The sequence below is a fragment of the Streptomyces sp. NPDC085946 genome, from assembly GCF_044540485.1.
In the GTDB taxonomy this organism is placed as follows: domain Bacteria; phylum Actinomycetota; class Actinomycetes; order Streptomycetales; family Streptomycetaceae; genus Streptomyces.
The window spans coordinates 144,402-158,731 of sequence record NZ_JBITSF010000016.1; the positions used below are offsets into that span (position 1 = coordinate 144,402).

The window sequence follows — 14,330 nt, forward strand, 5'->3', positions numbered from 1 at the left end:
CTAGACTCCCCGCCATGGACGACACACCGCTCGACCGGCTCGGCGCGGGCAAGTACCTGCTCCTGACCAGCTACCGCCGCAACGGTACGCCCGTCGCCACCCCGGTGTGGGTGGTGCGCGACGGGGACGCGCTCGGGGCGTGGACGGCGGCCGGCTCCTGGAAGGTCAAGCGGATCCGCAACCGCGCCGACGTGCTGGTCGGCCCGTGCGACGTGCGCGGCAACCCGACCGGCGACCAGGTACCGGCCACCGCGGAGATCTGCGACGCGCCCACCACCGCCCGCTACCGCCGGCTGATCGCCCGCAAGTACGGCATCGTCGGCCGGCTCACCCTGCTCGGCAGCCGGCTGCGCAGGGGCGCGGCCGGCACGGTCGGGGTGCGGATCACGCTGACGCCCTGACGCCCTGACGCCCTGACGCCCTGACACCTGCCGCCGGGGGCCGGGCCGGTCGGTCAGGTCCAGGCGCGGTACGGCTCGTCGACCAGCTGGAAGACCGGCTCGCCGCGCACCGGGTCCTTCGCCGTGGACAGCCGGACCCGGTCCCCGCTGTGGATGCCGATGGGCGGGCCCATGACCCGGCCGCGCACCACGAACCCCTCGGCCATCTCGATCAGCGACACGTTGCGCGCGGCGGGGGTGTTGCGGTGCACCACCGTGGAGTGGCGGACCGTGCCGACGCCCTCGCTGCGCTCCGTGCGCAGGTCGCTGCCCCGGCAGACCGGACACAGCAGCCGGTGGTACATGGTGGTGCCGCACCAGGTGCAGCGCTGGAAGAGGATGGCGTCGCCGTCCGCGCCGCGGGGTTCGAGCACGCCCGTCGCGGAGCCCGCCGCCTGCTGAGCGGGGCTTCCTGAGTGGTGGTACACGCTGGTCAACTCCCTGCACTCGGCCGGAATCCCGCGTGCGGGATCACCCGTGCACGCGCGTGCACGGGTGACCGTGCCACCGTGCACGCGGTCAGAGTATGGCACTGAGTGCCACGCGTAAAGGCACTGCGTACCCTCAATGTCCGGCGTCCCGGACGGGCTCAGCGGGCCCCGAGCGTCGTCTCGATCTCCTGCACCACCCGCCACAGCGGTGCGCCACGCCGCGAGACGACGACCACCACGTCCTCGGTCTGCTCACCGGCCGGGGGGACCTGGGCGGAGCCGAACACGGACTGCACGTGGCCGAGCGCGTGGTCCACCGCCGCGCCCGCGTCGCCCTGCCCGTCCGACCGCAGCCAGGAGCGCAGCGCGTTGTTGTGCGCCGCGACCACGGCCGCCGCGACGACGTCCGCCCGCAGGATGCCGTCCCGCCGGGCGGCGAAGCGCCCGCGCAGGTATGCGGCCAGGGCGCGCTCGTAGTGCCACACCACCGACAGTTCGTACGCGCGCAGCCCCGGCACCTGCTTGGTGAGCCGGTAGCGCTGCACGGAGAAGGCGGGGTTCTCCGCGTACATCCGCAGCACCATCCGGGCCGCGTCGCAGACCCGCCGCACGGGCTCGTCGTCCTCGGCGCTGCGGGCCAGGAAGGCCGTCATGTCGGCCAGGCACCGCTCGTGGTCGGGGAAGACCACGTCCTCCTTGGACGGGAAGTAGCGGAAGAACGACCGCCGTCCGACCCCCGCGAGCGCCACGATGTCGTCGACGGTGGTCTGCTCGTAACCCCGCTCCAGGAACAGCCGGAAGGCCGCCGCGACCAGCGCCTCCCGTATCGGCGGCCGCCCGGTCGCCGCTTCCGTCCCCCCGCCGCCGCCGGGCACCGCATCGCTGGAGCTCATGGACGGGAACGTAGCACCCGGCCGGCCCGGATGGCACTCAGTGCTCTCCGGGGGAGGTACTGAGTGCCGCCGGACGGGTCGACCATATGATCGGCTCCCGCCGTCGCCGAGGAGCCCCGCATGCCGCCCGCCCGTCCCCGCATCCTGTACGTGACCGACCTGGCCTATCCGGCCCGCGGGCGCCGCTACGGCGACGAGGACGTCTTCCTCACCGCACGGCTGCGCGAGGACTTCGACCTCGCGCTGTGCCACCCCGGGGACGCCGCCGCGCTGCTGGACGGCTTCGACGCCGTCATGGTCCGCAACAGCGGCCCCGTGCTGGCCCACCGGGCCGCGTACGACGCCTTCCGCGCGCGGGCCGCCGCGACCGGGACCCCCGTCTACAACCAGCTCTCCGGCCGCGCCGACATGGCCGGCAAGCAGTACCTGCTCGACCTGACCGCCGCCGGGTACCCGGTGATCCCCACCGTCGACCGCTCCGGCGACCTGGACCGGCTGCCCGGCGCGGCGGAGTACGTCGTCAAGCCCAAGCTGGGCGCCGACTCCATCGGCCTGCGCTTCGTCCCGGCCGCGGACCTGCCCGGCCTCGCCGAGGCGCCCGGCCTCGCCGCCGGCGAGCTCCTCGTGCAGCCGCGCGTCGACTTCGCCTACGAGGTCTCCTTCTACTTCGTCGACGACGCCTTCCAGTACGCGCTGTACGCCCCGCACCCCGACCGGCGCTGGCAGTTGGAGCCCTACGCGCCGACCCCGGACGACCTGGAGTTCGCCCGCCGCTTCATCGACTGGAACACCGTCGAGCACGGCATCCAGCGCGTCGACGCCTGCCGCGCGCCGGACGGCGGACTGCTGCTGGTCGAACTGGAGGACCTCAACCCGTACCTGTCGCTGGACGCGCTCGACGAGCCGGGCCGGGACGCGTTCGTGGCCGCGGTGAAGGCGTCCCTGCACCGCTTCCTCGGCCGGAGCGCCGGGGGAGGCCGCTGAACGGCCCGGGCACCGGCCCCGTATCTCCCCGTGAGGCGGTCTTCCGCGTCCGGGACGGAAGGAGAACAGCGTGCCGGCACCGTCCGCACCCGGGCCGTCGCACGACGGCCCGGCCCTCGAACCGGTCCGTGTCCTGCGCCCCCGCCGCACCGACGCCCTCGCCGAGCTGTTCCGGGAGCCGCCCCGGGAGTCCGGCGGCCACGGGTCCGTCCCGCCGCCCGCGCCCCCGCCCGGCTCCGAGGACGAGACGCGGGAACTCCCGCCCGTCGGCCCGGACGGCCGTCCCGCCGGGGCCGGGCGGGGACGGCGCCGTGCGGCGGTGGCGGCCGCCGTCACCGCGGCCGCGCTGATCGGCTTCGGCGGCGCCCTCCTGCTGCCCGGCCGGACGACCGGGGACCGCGCGGCCCCCGTGCCGCAGCCGTCCGCCCCGGCCGCACCCCCGGCCGCGCCGCCCCGGGGCAGCCCGTCCTCTGCCACCCCGCTCCCGGCGGCCCCCGGCGGCCCCCGGCGCTCCCGGCGTTCTCGGCGAGGGGGACACCGGCCCGGAGGTGGCCGAACTCCAGCGACGCCTGCTGCGCGTCCCCGACGTCTACGCGAACGGCTCCGCCGACGGCCGCTACGACGCCGCCCTGACCGCGGCGGTGGCCCGCTTCCAGCTCTGGTACGGCGTGCGCGGCGACGAGACCGGCGTCTACGGCGACGACACCCGCCGCGCCCTGGAATCCCGCACGGCCCCGGACGGTGGCTGAATCCGCGCCCCGGCGAGGCGCCCGGCGCGGGGGATCCGTCCGCCTACCCCTCCGGCTCCCGCGGGACCCGGATGTCCAGGACGCAGACGTCGTCGCGCCGCACCTCCTCCAGCATGGCGCCGAGTAGCGGCCCCAGGGACCCGGGCCGGTCGGTGTGGTGGGTCGCGACGGCCTCGGCGAGCCGTTCCAGCCCCCGGTCGATGCTCTCCGGGGGGCGCTCGATCAGGCCGTCCGTGTACATGATCAGCCGGTCGCCCGGTTCGAGGCGGAACGCGGCCTCCTCGTAGACCGGTGCGGCGCACGCGCCGAGCAGCGGGCCGCCCGGGCGGGGCAGGTAGCGCACCTCGCCGTCCCGCAGCAGCAGCGGCGGCGGGTGGCCCGCCTGCGTCCACACCAGCCGCCGTTCGGCGGGGCTGTAGCGGGCCAGCACCAGGGTGGCGGAGCCGTGGGAGTCGCGGGAGTGCAGCAGCAGGGTGTTCAGCCGGGCGAGCGCCCCGGTGAGCGAGGAACCCGTGACGACCATGCCCTTGGCGGTGAAGCGCAGCTGCGCCATCGTCGCGACGGCGTCGACACCGTGCCCGGCGACGTCCCCCACCACGAACAGGGCGTCCCCGTCGGGCAGTTCGATGGCGCTGAACCAGTCGCCGCCGACGTGGACGCCGGACTGGGCGGGCAGGTAGGCGACCTCGACGCGCAGCCCGGCCAGGCTCACCGGCCGCTGCGGCAGCGGCAGCAGCGCGTGCTGGAGCCGGGCGGCCAGGGTCCGTTCGGCCTGGAGCACGTCGTGCTGGGTGAGGATCGCCCGCTCGCTCTCGACGAGGGCCAGTTCCGCCCGCCGCCGCGCGGTCAGGTCCTGCACGAAGCCGTGCACCTCGACGGGGGTGCCGCGGCTGTCCGCCACCGCCTCGGCCACCAGCCGCAGATGCCGTACGCCGCGGGTGGTCAGGACCCGGAACGGCAGGTCGAACGGGTGCCCCTCCGACAGCAGGGCCTCGACCGCGCGGGACAGGGCCGGCACGTCGTCGGGCAGCGCGATCTCCGGCAGGTCGGTCAGGCGCACCGGGCCGCGCGCCGGGTCCCGGTCGAGGATGGCGAAGACCTGGGTGGACCAGGAGGCCTCGCGGGTGGCCAGGTTCCAGTTCGCCCAGCCCAGGTTGCCCAGCCGCTGCAGGTCCGCCAGCCGCTGTTCCTGCCGGTCGGAGGAGCCGTGCCGGACCCAGGTGACGACCAGGCCCTCGCCCAGCCGGGCCACCCGGACGCTGTAGACGGACAGCCCCCCGCCGCCGTCCCCGTCCTCCTGGTGGGCGAACGGCTCGCTCTCGTACGGCTCGCCCGTGGCCAGGACGTGCAGGCAGCCCCGCCACAGCGGCTCGTCCGCGGCGGCCGGCCGGCACTCCCGCAGCCGCCGCCCGGCCAGGCCGGCGTCGGCGCCGCCCAGCAGACCGCTCGCCTGGGCGGTCGCGGCGTCCACGGCGAAGTCCTCGACCTCGCCCGACGCGGCACGCAGCGGGGTGAGCAGCATCGCCGCGACCGGCAGCACCGCGAAGACCGCCCGTACGGTGTCCCAGGAGGTGTCGGCGGAGCGCTCGGGCCCGGTGCCGAAGGCGCGCAGCCAGCCCGCGCACAGCCGGGTGACGCCCCGCAGGTGGGCGCGGTCGCGCGGCGTGAACGGGCCGGCCCGGCCGCGCAGCACGCCCAGGCAGACCTCGTGGTCCCCCGTGACGGGCAGCGGCAGCCAGGCCCGGGAGCGCCAGCGCTCGGGCGGCTCGCCGATCAGGAGGTAGCGCTTGCGGTCCTCGGCGAGGTCCTCCAGCCAGCGCGGTTCGCCCGTCCGGAGGGCGTCCAGCGCCGCGACCCCGCTCACCGGGGGGATGTGGCGCCACTCGGCGGCCACGGTGGCGCCGGCCCCGGCGTGCCCGATCAGTTCCAGGCCTCCGGCGGGCCGCCGGGCGTAGAGCAGGACGGCGTCCGCGCCCATGTCCGCGGCGAGGTGCTCCAGCAGGCAGCGGGCGAGTTCCTGCGGGGCGTGGATCCGCACGAGGCTCCGGCCGAGGCGGGCCAGCGCGGAGGAGACGTCGTCGGGGGCGGCCGCCTCGGCCAGGGCGTCGGCCTCCGGGGCCCCGGACGCGGTGCCCGGCCGCGGGCTCCCGGCGGACGGGGGCCCGGCGGCGAGGCCGGCGAGCGGGGCGGCCAGCCCGCCCAGCGTGATCCAGCACTCCTCCAGCAGCGTGCGGCGCGCGGCCTTGGCCCGCTGGAGCAGCAGTTCGCCCGCCGCGTCCACGGAGCACCCGGTCGATGCCATGACGGCGCCCTTGGCCCGCTCCACGACCGCGGACGTCGCCGTCTGGTCGCGCAGCCGGTCCAGCTCGGCGCGCTGCCGGGCCACGACCTTGGCCAGTTCGGCCAGGTCCGACGCGGCACCGGTCTCCGCCGGCGGAGGGGGCTCGCTCGTCACGCGTCGAGCATCGCACACCGGACCGGGTCCCCAGAGCGGCTTGCGGCCGGGAACCGCGCGGGCACCGGCGGACCGCCGGGCGCCCCGCACCGGCGCCCGGGTCAGCGGCCGCTGCCGCGGTACAGCCACAGCCGCAGCAGCCGGCTCAGCAGCGGCATGGCCAGGTAGGTGAGGACGGGCAGCAGCACCACCGGGAACAGCAGGGCCCGCAGCGGCAGCGGCCAGTCGGCCGTGCGGGGCGCCAGCAGCCACTGGATGAGCAGGGTGAAGGGGTAGGCGCCGAGGAAGGTGGTGAGGACCATCTTCCAGCGGGGCGGGGCCTGCACGGTGGTGCCCGGCAGGCTGAACCAGGTCTCCAGGCCGGTCGTCGACTGGCGCTCGCTGCCGATCTCCGTGGCGATGTCCTCGATCCGCCGGTGCCAGTCGGCGCGCTCGGGGGAGTCCAGCCAGGCGGCGAGCCGGTGCGGATCGGACCAGCGCAGGATCACGTGGAAGCGGTGGCCGTGCTGGGGCCGCAGCCAGGAGACGCCCTCGTTGCCGGGGAACTGCCGGGCGCACCGGGTGATCCCGCGCGTCCACTCCTCGAACTGCTGCTCCCGGCCCGGGCGCACCTGCCAGGAGAGGACCGTGGTCACCGGCTCGCCGCGCCGGACGTCGCTGCCGCTCATCGCCTCCCGTGTGCCACGCGCGGGACGGCTCATGCGCGCGCCCGGGCACCTGCCCGGGCAGGCCGGCGTCCGGGCAGATCGACGTCCGGACGGGTCAGCGTCCGGCGTGACGGTCGGCCAGGGCCTCGGCGACGGCCCGGACGCTGCGCGCGATGTGCTGCAGGTGCAGCACCTCCGCCGCGTACAGCTTGATGGTGTGCTCGATCACCGACTCGGGCAGGCCGAGGCGGGGCAGGTCGGCCCGGGCCGTCTGCAGGGCGGTGCGGGCCACCCGGATCTCGTGCTGGACCTGGATCTGCGCGTGCCGGGCCAGCAGCAGGGGGTGGCGGATGAACGCGGGGTAGCCGGCGTACCGCGCCGGCACCAGTTCGCGCAGCCACTTGGCCGCCGAGCGTTCCCAGTCGAAGCTGCCCGGGGTCTTGACCTGGCAGGGCCAGTCCGGGCTGATGCGCGTGGACGTCAGGGGCATGTTCATCGCTTCCGGGTGTGCGGCGCCGTGAGGGGTGGACGACGGGGGGTGGGGCGGTCCCGGCCTAGGGGATGACCGGGACCGCCACGGGCGGTCGGGCGGGTGAGGCCCGACCGGGCACCCGGTACGCCGGAGCGGGTAGGAGCCGGCGGCGTCGGGTGCGCGTGCGGACGCCCGGGGGGAGCGGGTGCCGGCCGTGCGGCGGGTGGTGCTGGGTGCGCATGGCGGACGGTCGGCTTTCCGGGCGGAGCGGGTGGTGCGTGAGCAGTATTTATATATGCCATCTGCTTTGCAAGACGTATGAAAACATTCATGCGCGCTTTGGCCGGGAGGATCCCCTGTGCCGGGGTGCGCGCGAGGGACCTGCGGAGCGGGCCCGGGGCCGCCGTCAGTCCTTGAGGAAGAACTGGAGCCGGTCGGCGACCTGCTCGTACTCCTCCAGACGGGCCTGGGTCCGCTCGGGGTCGGCGTCCGTCATGGCCTGGAGCAGGGCCGCGCACATCACGCCCGGCGCGGCGTAGGAGTCGAAGACCAGACGGGAACCGGTGCCGGTGGCGAAGGTGACGTCGGCCTCGTCGGCGACCGGCCCGAGCGCCAGGTCGGTGATCAGGGCCACCTTGAGCCCGGCCCGCCGCGCGACCCGCACGGCCGTCAGGGTCTCGTGCGCGTGCCGCGGCATGGAGAAGGCCAGCACCCAGGTGCCGCCCGCCTCGCGGGACTGCAGCAGGGCGTCGTAGGCGACGCTGCCGCCCCGCGTCACCAGCCGCACGTCCGGGTGGATGCGGCGGGCGGCGTACGCGAAGTACTCCGCCAGCGAGACGGAGATGCGCAGCCCGAGCACCGTCAGCGGGGCCGACGCCGACAGCTCGCGGCCGGTCCGGATCACCCGGTCGGTGTCGGCGAGGTCGCGCCGCAGGTTCTCCAGGTTCTCGATCTCGGCGTCCACCGCGGCCTGGAGTTCGTTGCCCCGGTTCTCCTCGGCCGGGCCGCCGGCGAAGGTGCCCAGGGCGATGGCCTGGAGCTTCTCCCGCAGCGCCGGATAGCCGGTAAAGCCGACCGCCGAGGCGAACCGCGTCACCGAGGGCTGGCTGACGCCGACGCGGTCCGCGAGATCGGTGATCGACAGGAACGCCGCCTCGGTGAGGTGCTCGATGAGGTACTGGGCGATGCGGCGCTGGCCGGGGGAGAGCCGGGGCCGGTCGAAGAGCGTGCGCAGCTGCGAGGTCGGGGAGGCCTCCGCCTCCGGGTCCGCCTTGCCCGAGGTGATCGCGGACGCCTGTGCGCGTGCCTGCTGCGGCGATGGCACCGGTGCGCCTCCTTTGTCTCCCACGGACGTTCAACATAGCCCACGCACCGTGGTGACCAGGGCCTGCGCGGACGGCCCGCGCATCCGGCGCCCTTCGGGACGGATAGGTCCGCGCCGTGCGGGAACCCGCCGCCGCAGACGGACCCGACACACCGCGGACCGTCCCCGGCGGTACGCCGGGGGCCGTCCGGCACGACGCACAAGGAGCTTCCGACATGACCACCCCCGAGGAGAACCGCCCCAAGACGGACACGACCGACGAGGTCCTGGAGAACCGGGACGAGAACCGGGAGGGGACCGGGTCCCGCGCGCCGGGCGGCACCGGCCGCACCCTGCGCGAGGCGCTGGAGGAGGCCGAGGTGCGGCCCGACGACTTCGACGAGCGGTAGCGGCCGCCCACCCCAACCCACCCCCACCCGACGACGTATCCGGCAGGTGAGATTCGTATGGGCGCACTCAGTGCGCTGGAAGAAGCCCTGGAGAACCGATGGGAGGCGCTGTGGGCGCGGGTCTTCGACAAGGAACCGGTCGAACTCCTCGACGCCCTGCACCGTGAGTGCGACGGCAACACCGTGGTGTGCGCCGAGGGCCGGGTCATGGTGCCCAACGCCTACGACGTGGAACTCGCGGACGAGGTGCACGAGGAGCTGACCCGGCGGGGCGGCGGCGTGGGCCAGGTGCTCACCGACAGCCTCGCGCGGCACGCCGAACGCCACGGCTACGAGTGGGCGGGCCCGCTCACCGTGCACATCACCCGGTCGCCCGACGTGCCCAACGGCCGCTACCGGGTGACGAGCAGCGTGATGCCGCACGTCAGCGCCGAGGGCTTCCAGCACGCGGGCCACTAGGAGCGCGCGTCACCGGCGGTGGGCCGGGCGGGGACGCCCGTGCGGGAACGGCGCCGGTCGAGCCCTCCCCGTACGGGCACGGCCCACCGGCGCTCCCTCGATCCAGCGGGACCGGCCACCCGGCGACGCCGGTCGAGCCCTTCCCGCACGGGTGCGGCTCGTCCGCGTCCGCCTCGGACCGGTCGCCCGGGCACGGGCCGCGGAGCACCACCCGGCCTGCCGGTGACGGCAGCGGCCCGTCGCCCCTGCGGGGCATTACCCGGACCGAGACGCCCGGGCACGGGCCCGTGGGACACCACCCGGTCTGCCGGTGACGGCAGTGGCCCGTCGCCCGCCCGGGGCACCACCCGGACCGCCCTCGCTCCGGCGCAGCGGCGCCGCTCCGGCCGGCTCCGCCCGGTCGGTCGTGCCGCCCCCGCCTCGTGTGACGGCCCGGCCCGGCTCCGCCCCGTGTGTCACGCCGCCGGAGCCGGGTCCCCGACCGCCGGTGCCTGGGCGGCGAGGCGCCGCAGCGGTCCGCCGGTGAGCCGGCACACCGTCCACTCCTCCAGGAGCTCCACCCCGAGCGACCGGTAGAACGCGATCGTCGGCTCGTTCCAGGCCAGGACCCACCACTCGAAGCGCTCGTAGCCGTTCTCCTCGCAGATCGCCGCGAGCGCGGCGAGCAGGGCCTTGCCGTGGCCGGCGCCGCGGGCCCCCGGGCGGACGTACAGGTCCTCCAGGTGCATGCCGCGCACGCCGGTCCACGTGGCGAAGCGCGGGAACCACAGGGCGAAGCCGACGGTCCCGCCGCTGTCGTCGTCCTCGGCGACCAGCGCGTAGGCCGCCGGGTGCGGCCCGAACAGCGCCTCCCGCAGCTGCTCCTCGGTGGCGCGGGCCTGCTCGACGGCCCGTTCGTACGCGGCGAGTTCACGGATCATCGCGCGGATCTCGGGGACGTCGCCGACGGTGGCATGCCTGATCATGCCCAGATCATGGTCCACCGCGCCGACGGGTGTCCACGCGGGGCCGGCGTCGCCGTGGACGACCAGGGCCTCCCGGAGGCGAGGCCTGAACTCCCTTTTCCGGCACGGCCGTTCGGGCACTGTCCCGCCCGCGCCCCCTCAGGTGCCGGTGCGCGGCAGCGCGGACTGCGGTACGACGAGGTCGGCCAGGTCCCGGGTCGCGGCGACCAGGTCGGCGTTGCGCTGGTCCGTGTTCCGCACCCACGCCACCGCCTCGTCGTGGCCCTTGCCGAACTTCTCGTGCCGGGCGACCAGCCGCCGCACCCGCTCGGACTCGGCGAGTTCGCAGAACCACACCTCGTCGAGCCGGGGCCGGACCCGGGCCCAGGCGCCGGTCCGCAGCAGCAGGTAGTTCCCCTCCGTGACCACCAGCCGGGCCGTCGGCGGCACCGGCACCGCCCCGGCGATCGGCTGTTCCAGCACCCGCTCGAAGCCGGGCGCGTAGACCACCTCGCCGTCCGGCTCCTCGCGCAGGCGGTGCAGCAGCGCCGCGTACCCGGCCGCGTCGAAGGTGTCCGGCGCGCCCTTGCGGTCCCGGCGGCCCAGCCGCTCCAGTTCGGCGTCGGCGAGGTGGAAGCCGTCCATGGGCACGTGCGCCACCCACGGCTCGCCGCCCGCGTTCAACTCCCGCACCAGGCACTCGGCCAGTGTCGTCTTGCCCGCGCCGGGACTGCCGGCGATGCCGAGGATCGCGCGCCGCCCGTCCCGGGACAGGGCACGGGCGCGGCGGAGGAGGTCGTCGAAGGTCAGCGCCACACAGGAGAGTGTGTCACCCGGTGCCCGGGCGGCGGCCGCGCGGTGGGACGGAACCGGCTCCCGCGGCGGCACCGTGTGGCGTGCGCCACAAACTGGACGGCCCTGTCGCGGGGAACGGGTCCTGTATGACGGAGCTCGGTCTTCCCGAAGACATCCAGGCCTGCCTCTTCGACCTCGACGGGGTCGTCACCAGGACGGCCGTGGTGCACGCGGCCGCGTGGAAGGAGACGTTCGACGCCTTCCTGCGCGCACGCGACGGCGAGCACTACCGGCCGTTCGACCCGGCCCACGACTACGACGAGTACGTCGACGGCCGCCCGCGCGCCGACGGTGTCCGCACCTTCCTCGCCTCGCGCGGCATCGAACTGCCCGAGGGCGGCCCCGGCGACCCGCCCGACGCCCTGACCGTGCACGGGCTCGGCAACCGCAAGAACGAACTGCTCCTGGAGAAGATCCGCACCGACGGCGTCGAGGCCTACGACGGCACCCTGCGCTACCTGGAGGCGGTCCGCGCCCGGGGGCTGCGCACCGCGATCGTCTCCTCCAGCGCCAACTGCCGGGACGTGCTGCGCTCGATCGGCGCCGAGCACCTCTTCGACGTACGGATCGACGGGGTGGTGGCCGCTGAACGCGGACTGCCCGGCAAACCGCACCCGGACACCTTCCTGGCCGCCGCCCGCGACCTCGGCGTCACGCCGGCCCGCGCGGCGGTCTTCGAGGACGCGCTGGCCGGCATGGACGCGGGCCGCGCCGGCCGCTTCGGCTACGTCGTCGGCGTCGACCGGGTGGGGCAGACCGACGCGCTGTACGCGCACGGCGCCGACCGGGTCGTGAAGGACCTCGCCGAACTGGGGGAGAAGCAGTGATCGCACAGCGGGCGTACGCCGTCGAGCCGTGGACCGTGCGGGAGAGCGACCTCAACCTCGACCTCCTCGCCCAGAGCGAGTCCGTCTTCGCGCTGTCCAACGGCCATGTCGGCTGGCGCGGCAACCTCGACGAGGGCGAACCCCACGGCCTGCCCGGCTCCTACCTCAACGGCGTCTTCGAACTGCACCCGCTGCCCTACGCCGAGGCCGGCTACGGCTACCCCGAGTCCGGCCAGACGGCCATCAACGTCACCAACGGCAAGGTGCTGCGCCTGCTGGTCGACGACGAGCCGTTCGACCTGCGCTACGGACGGCTGGTGCGCCACGAGCGCGTGCTCGACCTGCGCCGCGGCGTCCTGGAACGGTCCTGCGAGTGGACCTCCCCGGCCGGCTCGACCGTACGCGTGCGCTCCACCCGGCTCGTCTCCCTCACCCAGCGGGCGGTCGCGGCCGTGGCGTACGAGGTGGAACCCGTCGACAGCCGCACCCGCGTGGTGGTGCAGTCGGAACTGGTCGCCAACGAGAGCCTGCCCGAACCGAACGACGACCCGCGCGCCGCCCGGGCCCTGAAGTCGCCGCTGGAACCGGAGGAGGACCTCGCCGTCGGCACCCGCCTGCGCCTGGTGCACCGCACCCGGCGCAGCGGGCTGCGGGTCGCGGTGGCCGCCGACCACGTCGTCAGCGGCCCCGAGCGCACCACGACGGCCAGCGAGAGCAACGTCGACGTGGCCCGGCTGACGGTCACCTCCGTGCTGGAGCCGGGGCAGACCCTGCGCGTGGAGAAGCTCGTCGCGCACGGCTGGTCCGGCGTCCGCTCCCGGCCCGCGATGAGCGACCAGGTCGAGGCGGCCCTCGCCGCGGCCTCGCACAGCGGCTGGCAGGGCCTGCTCGACGACCAGCGGGCCTACCTCGACGACTTCTGGGCGCGCGCCGACGTCGAGGTCGACGGCGACGAGGAGATCCAGCAGGCCGTCCGCTTCGCCCTCTTCCACGTCCTGCAGGCCGGCGCCCGCGCCGAGCAGCGCGCGATCCCCGCCAAGGGGCTGACCGGCTCCGGCTACGACGGGCACGCCTTCTGGGACACCGAGGCGTTCGTCCTGCCCGTGCTGACCTACACCGCGCCGGACGCCGCCGCCGAGGCGCTGCGCTGGCGGCAGAACACCCTGGACGCCGCCCGGGAACGCGCGGCCCAGCTCGGGCTGCGCGGCGCCGCCTTCCCCTGGCGCACCATCGAGGGCTCGGAGGGCTCCGCGTACTGGCCGGCCGGCACGGCCGCCTTCCACGTCAACGCCGACATCGCGGACGCCGTCGTCCGGTACGTGGCCGTCACGGGCGACGAGCACTTCGAGCGGGAGGTCGGCGTCGAACTGCTGGTGGAGACCGCCCGGCTGTGGCGCTCCCTCGGCCACCACGACGACCGGGGCGCCTTCCACATCGACGGCGTCACCGGCCCCGACGAGTACAGCGCGATCGCCGACGACAACACCTTCACCAACCTCATGGCCCGCGCCAACCTGATGGCCGCCGCCGACGCCTGCAAACGCCACCCCGACGAGGCGGCGCGGCTCGGCGTCGACGAGGAGGAGAGCGCCGCCTGGCGGGACGCCGCCGAGGCCGTGCACGTGCCCTACAACGAGGAGCTGCGCGTGCACGAGCAGCACGCCGGCTTCACCCGCTACCAGCACTGGGACTTCGCGGGCACCCGCCCGGACCAGTACCCGCTGATGCTGCACTTCCCGTACTTCGACCTGTACCGCAAGCAGGTCGTCAAACAGGCGGACCTGGTGCTCGCGATGTACACCTGCGGCGCCTACTTCGAGGAGTTCCACGACGAGGAGCAGATCGCCCGGAACTTCGCCTACTACGAGCCGCTGACCGTGCGCGACTCCTCCCTGTCGGCGTGCGTCCAGGCCGTTATGGCGGCCCGGTCGGGCCATCTGGACCTGGCCTACGACTACACGGCCGAGGCCGCGCTGATGGACCTCGGGGACCTGGAGCACAACACCCGCGACGGACTGCACATCGCCTCGCTGGCCGGCACGTGGATGGCGCTGGTCGCCGGGTTCGGCGGCATGCGCTGCCAGGACGGCGAGCTGCGCTTCGCCCCGCGGCTGCCGCAGCGCTTCGGCCGCCTGGCCTTCACGGTCCGGTTCCTCGGCCGGCGCCTGCGCGTGGAGATCGCCGGGGGCCGGGCCACCTACACCCTGCGGTCCGGACCGCCCCTGACGATCCGCCACCACGGCGGCGAACTGACCGTGAGCGAGGACGCCCCCGTCACGTGCGACCTGCCCCCGGTCGAGCACCGCCCCGCCCCCGAACAGCCCCCGCACCGCAAACCCAACGCCCGCTGATCCGCGCGGCGGTTCGGGCAGTCGGCCGTATCCCGTTCTGCGTCGTCGGGGAACGCGGGTTAGTTTGTCGGTGTTTTCCGGTTTCCCGCGACGTGTTCCCGTGTCCCACG

The 14,330-nt window shown here is 75.1% G+C and carries 15 protein-coding genes; 7 read left to right on the forward strand and 8 right to left on the reverse strand.

All coding sequences use genetic code 11. From position 1 onward, the window contains the following. The first annotated feature begins 14 nt into the window (after positions 1-14). The gene (locus ACIF8T_RS28040) at positions 15-401 is read left to right on the forward strand and encodes a PPOX class F420-dependent oxidoreductase (protein WP_400038882.1); all 387 of its coding nucleotides are present in this window, start codon (positions 15-17) and stop codon (positions 399-401) included. Positions 402-454: 53 nt separating this feature from the next. Here the strand turns inward: ACIF8T_RS28040 and ACIF8T_RS28045 are convergent, their stop codons facing one another. Together ACIF8T_RS28045 and ACIF8T_RS28050 are read right to left on the reverse strand one after the other, a co-directional pair. Next, the gene (locus tag ACIF8T_RS28045) at positions 455-868 is read right to left on the reverse strand and encodes a Zn-ribbon domain-containing OB-fold protein (RefSeq protein WP_400038883.1); all 414 of its coding nucleotides are present in this window, start codon (positions 866-868) and stop codon (positions 455-457) included. 161 nt (positions 869-1,029) lie between these two features. Then, positions 1,030-1,764 carry a TetR family transcriptional regulator gene (locus ACIF8T_RS28050; protein ID WP_400038884.1) on the reverse strand — a complete coding sequence of 245 codons (735 nt, stop codon included), beginning with the start codon at positions 1,762-1,764 and terminating at the stop codon, positions 1,030-1,032. A 120-nt stretch (positions 1,765-1,884) separates the two neighbouring features. On the opposite strand from ACIF8T_RS28050, the gene ACIF8T_RS28055 reads away from it, so the two are divergent. Both ACIF8T_RS28055 and ACIF8T_RS28060 read left to right on the forward strand, forming a co-directional pair. Then, on the forward strand, positions 1,885-2,748 hold the full coding sequence (locus ACIF8T_RS28055; RefSeq protein WP_400038885.1) for a hypothetical protein: 864 nt from the start codon (positions 1,885-1,887) through the stop codon (positions 2,746-2,748). A 548-nt stretch (positions 2,749-3,296) separates the two neighbouring features. Next, positions 3,297-3,497: a peptidoglycan-binding domain-containing protein gene (locus ACIF8T_RS28060; RefSeq protein WP_400038886.1), complete on the forward strand. Its 201-nt coding sequence runs from the start codon at positions 3,297-3,299 to the stop codon at positions 3,495-3,497. Between the two features lie 43 nt (positions 3,498-3,540). On the opposite strand, the gene ACIF8T_RS28065 is transcribed toward ACIF8T_RS28060, so the two are convergent. The 4 genes from ACIF8T_RS28065 to ACIF8T_RS28080 form a co-directional block, all read right to left on the reverse strand. Further along, on the reverse strand, positions 3,541-5,952 hold the full coding sequence (locus ACIF8T_RS28065) for a SpoIIE family protein phosphatase (protein WP_400038887.1): 2,412 nt from the start codon (positions 5,950-5,952) through the stop codon (positions 3,541-3,543). A gap of 101 nt (positions 5,953-6,053) precedes the next feature. Next, positions 6,054-6,620: an antibiotic biosynthesis monooxygenase gene (locus ACIF8T_RS28070; RefSeq protein WP_400038888.1), complete on the reverse strand. Its 567-nt coding sequence runs from the start codon at positions 6,618-6,620 to the stop codon at positions 6,054-6,056. 94 nt (positions 6,621-6,714) lie between these two features. Beyond that, entirely contained in the window at positions 6,715-7,095 is a 381-nt protein-coding gene (locus ACIF8T_RS28075) for a hypothetical protein (RefSeq protein ID WP_400038889.1), read from the reverse strand. A 382-nt stretch (positions 7,096-7,477) separates the two neighbouring features. Next, on the reverse strand, positions 7,478-8,395 hold the full coding sequence (locus ACIF8T_RS28080) for a MurR/RpiR family transcriptional regulator (RefSeq protein WP_400038890.1): 918 nt from the start codon (positions 8,393-8,395) through the stop codon (positions 7,478-7,480). Positions 8,396-8,610: 215 nt separating this feature from the next. Here ACIF8T_RS28080 and ACIF8T_RS28085 point away from each other — a divergent pair, with 215 nt between their 5' ends. Beyond that, complete coding sequence (locus ACIF8T_RS28085; protein ID WP_400038891.1) at positions 8,611-8,784, forward strand: hypothetical protein; 174 nt, start codon at positions 8,611-8,613, stop codon at positions 8,782-8,784. A gap of 57 nt (positions 8,785-8,841) precedes the next feature. Then, positions 8,842-9,243, forward strand: coding sequence for a DUF3662 domain-containing protein (locus tag ACIF8T_RS28090; protein ID WP_400038892.1), 402 nt, complete (start codon positions 8,842-8,844; stop codon positions 9,241-9,243). A gap of 455 nt (positions 9,244-9,698) precedes the next feature. Here the strand turns inward: ACIF8T_RS28090 and ACIF8T_RS28095 are convergent, their stop codons facing one another. Beyond that, the gene (locus tag ACIF8T_RS28095) at positions 9,699-10,208 is read right to left on the reverse strand and encodes a GNAT family N-acetyltransferase (protein WP_400038893.1); all 510 of its coding nucleotides are present in this window, start codon (positions 10,206-10,208) and stop codon (positions 9,699-9,701) included. Positions 10,209-10,346: 138 nt separating this feature from the next. Continuing rightward, positions 10,347-11,003 carry a nucleoside/nucleotide kinase family protein gene (locus tag ACIF8T_RS28100; protein WP_400038894.1) on the reverse strand — a complete coding sequence of 219 codons (657 nt, stop codon included), beginning with the start codon at positions 11,001-11,003 and terminating at the stop codon, positions 10,347-10,349. A gap of 125 nt (positions 11,004-11,128) precedes the next feature. On the opposite strand from ACIF8T_RS28100, the gene ACIF8T_RS28105 reads away from it, so the two are divergent. Further along, positions 11,129-11,869, forward strand: a complete 741-nt coding sequence (locus ACIF8T_RS28105; RefSeq protein ID WP_400038895.1) for an HAD family hydrolase — start codon at positions 11,129-11,131, stop codon at positions 11,867-11,869. Further along, positions 11,866-14,220 (forward strand): glycoside hydrolase family 65 protein, encoded by a 2,355-nt coding sequence (locus ACIF8T_RS28110; RefSeq protein ID WP_400038896.1) that lies wholly within the window; start codon positions 11,866-11,868, stop codon positions 14,218-14,220. The genes ACIF8T_RS28105 and ACIF8T_RS28110 overlap by 4 nt, the downstream gene beginning before the upstream one ends. The last annotated feature ends 110 nt before the right edge of the window (positions 14,221-14,330 follow it).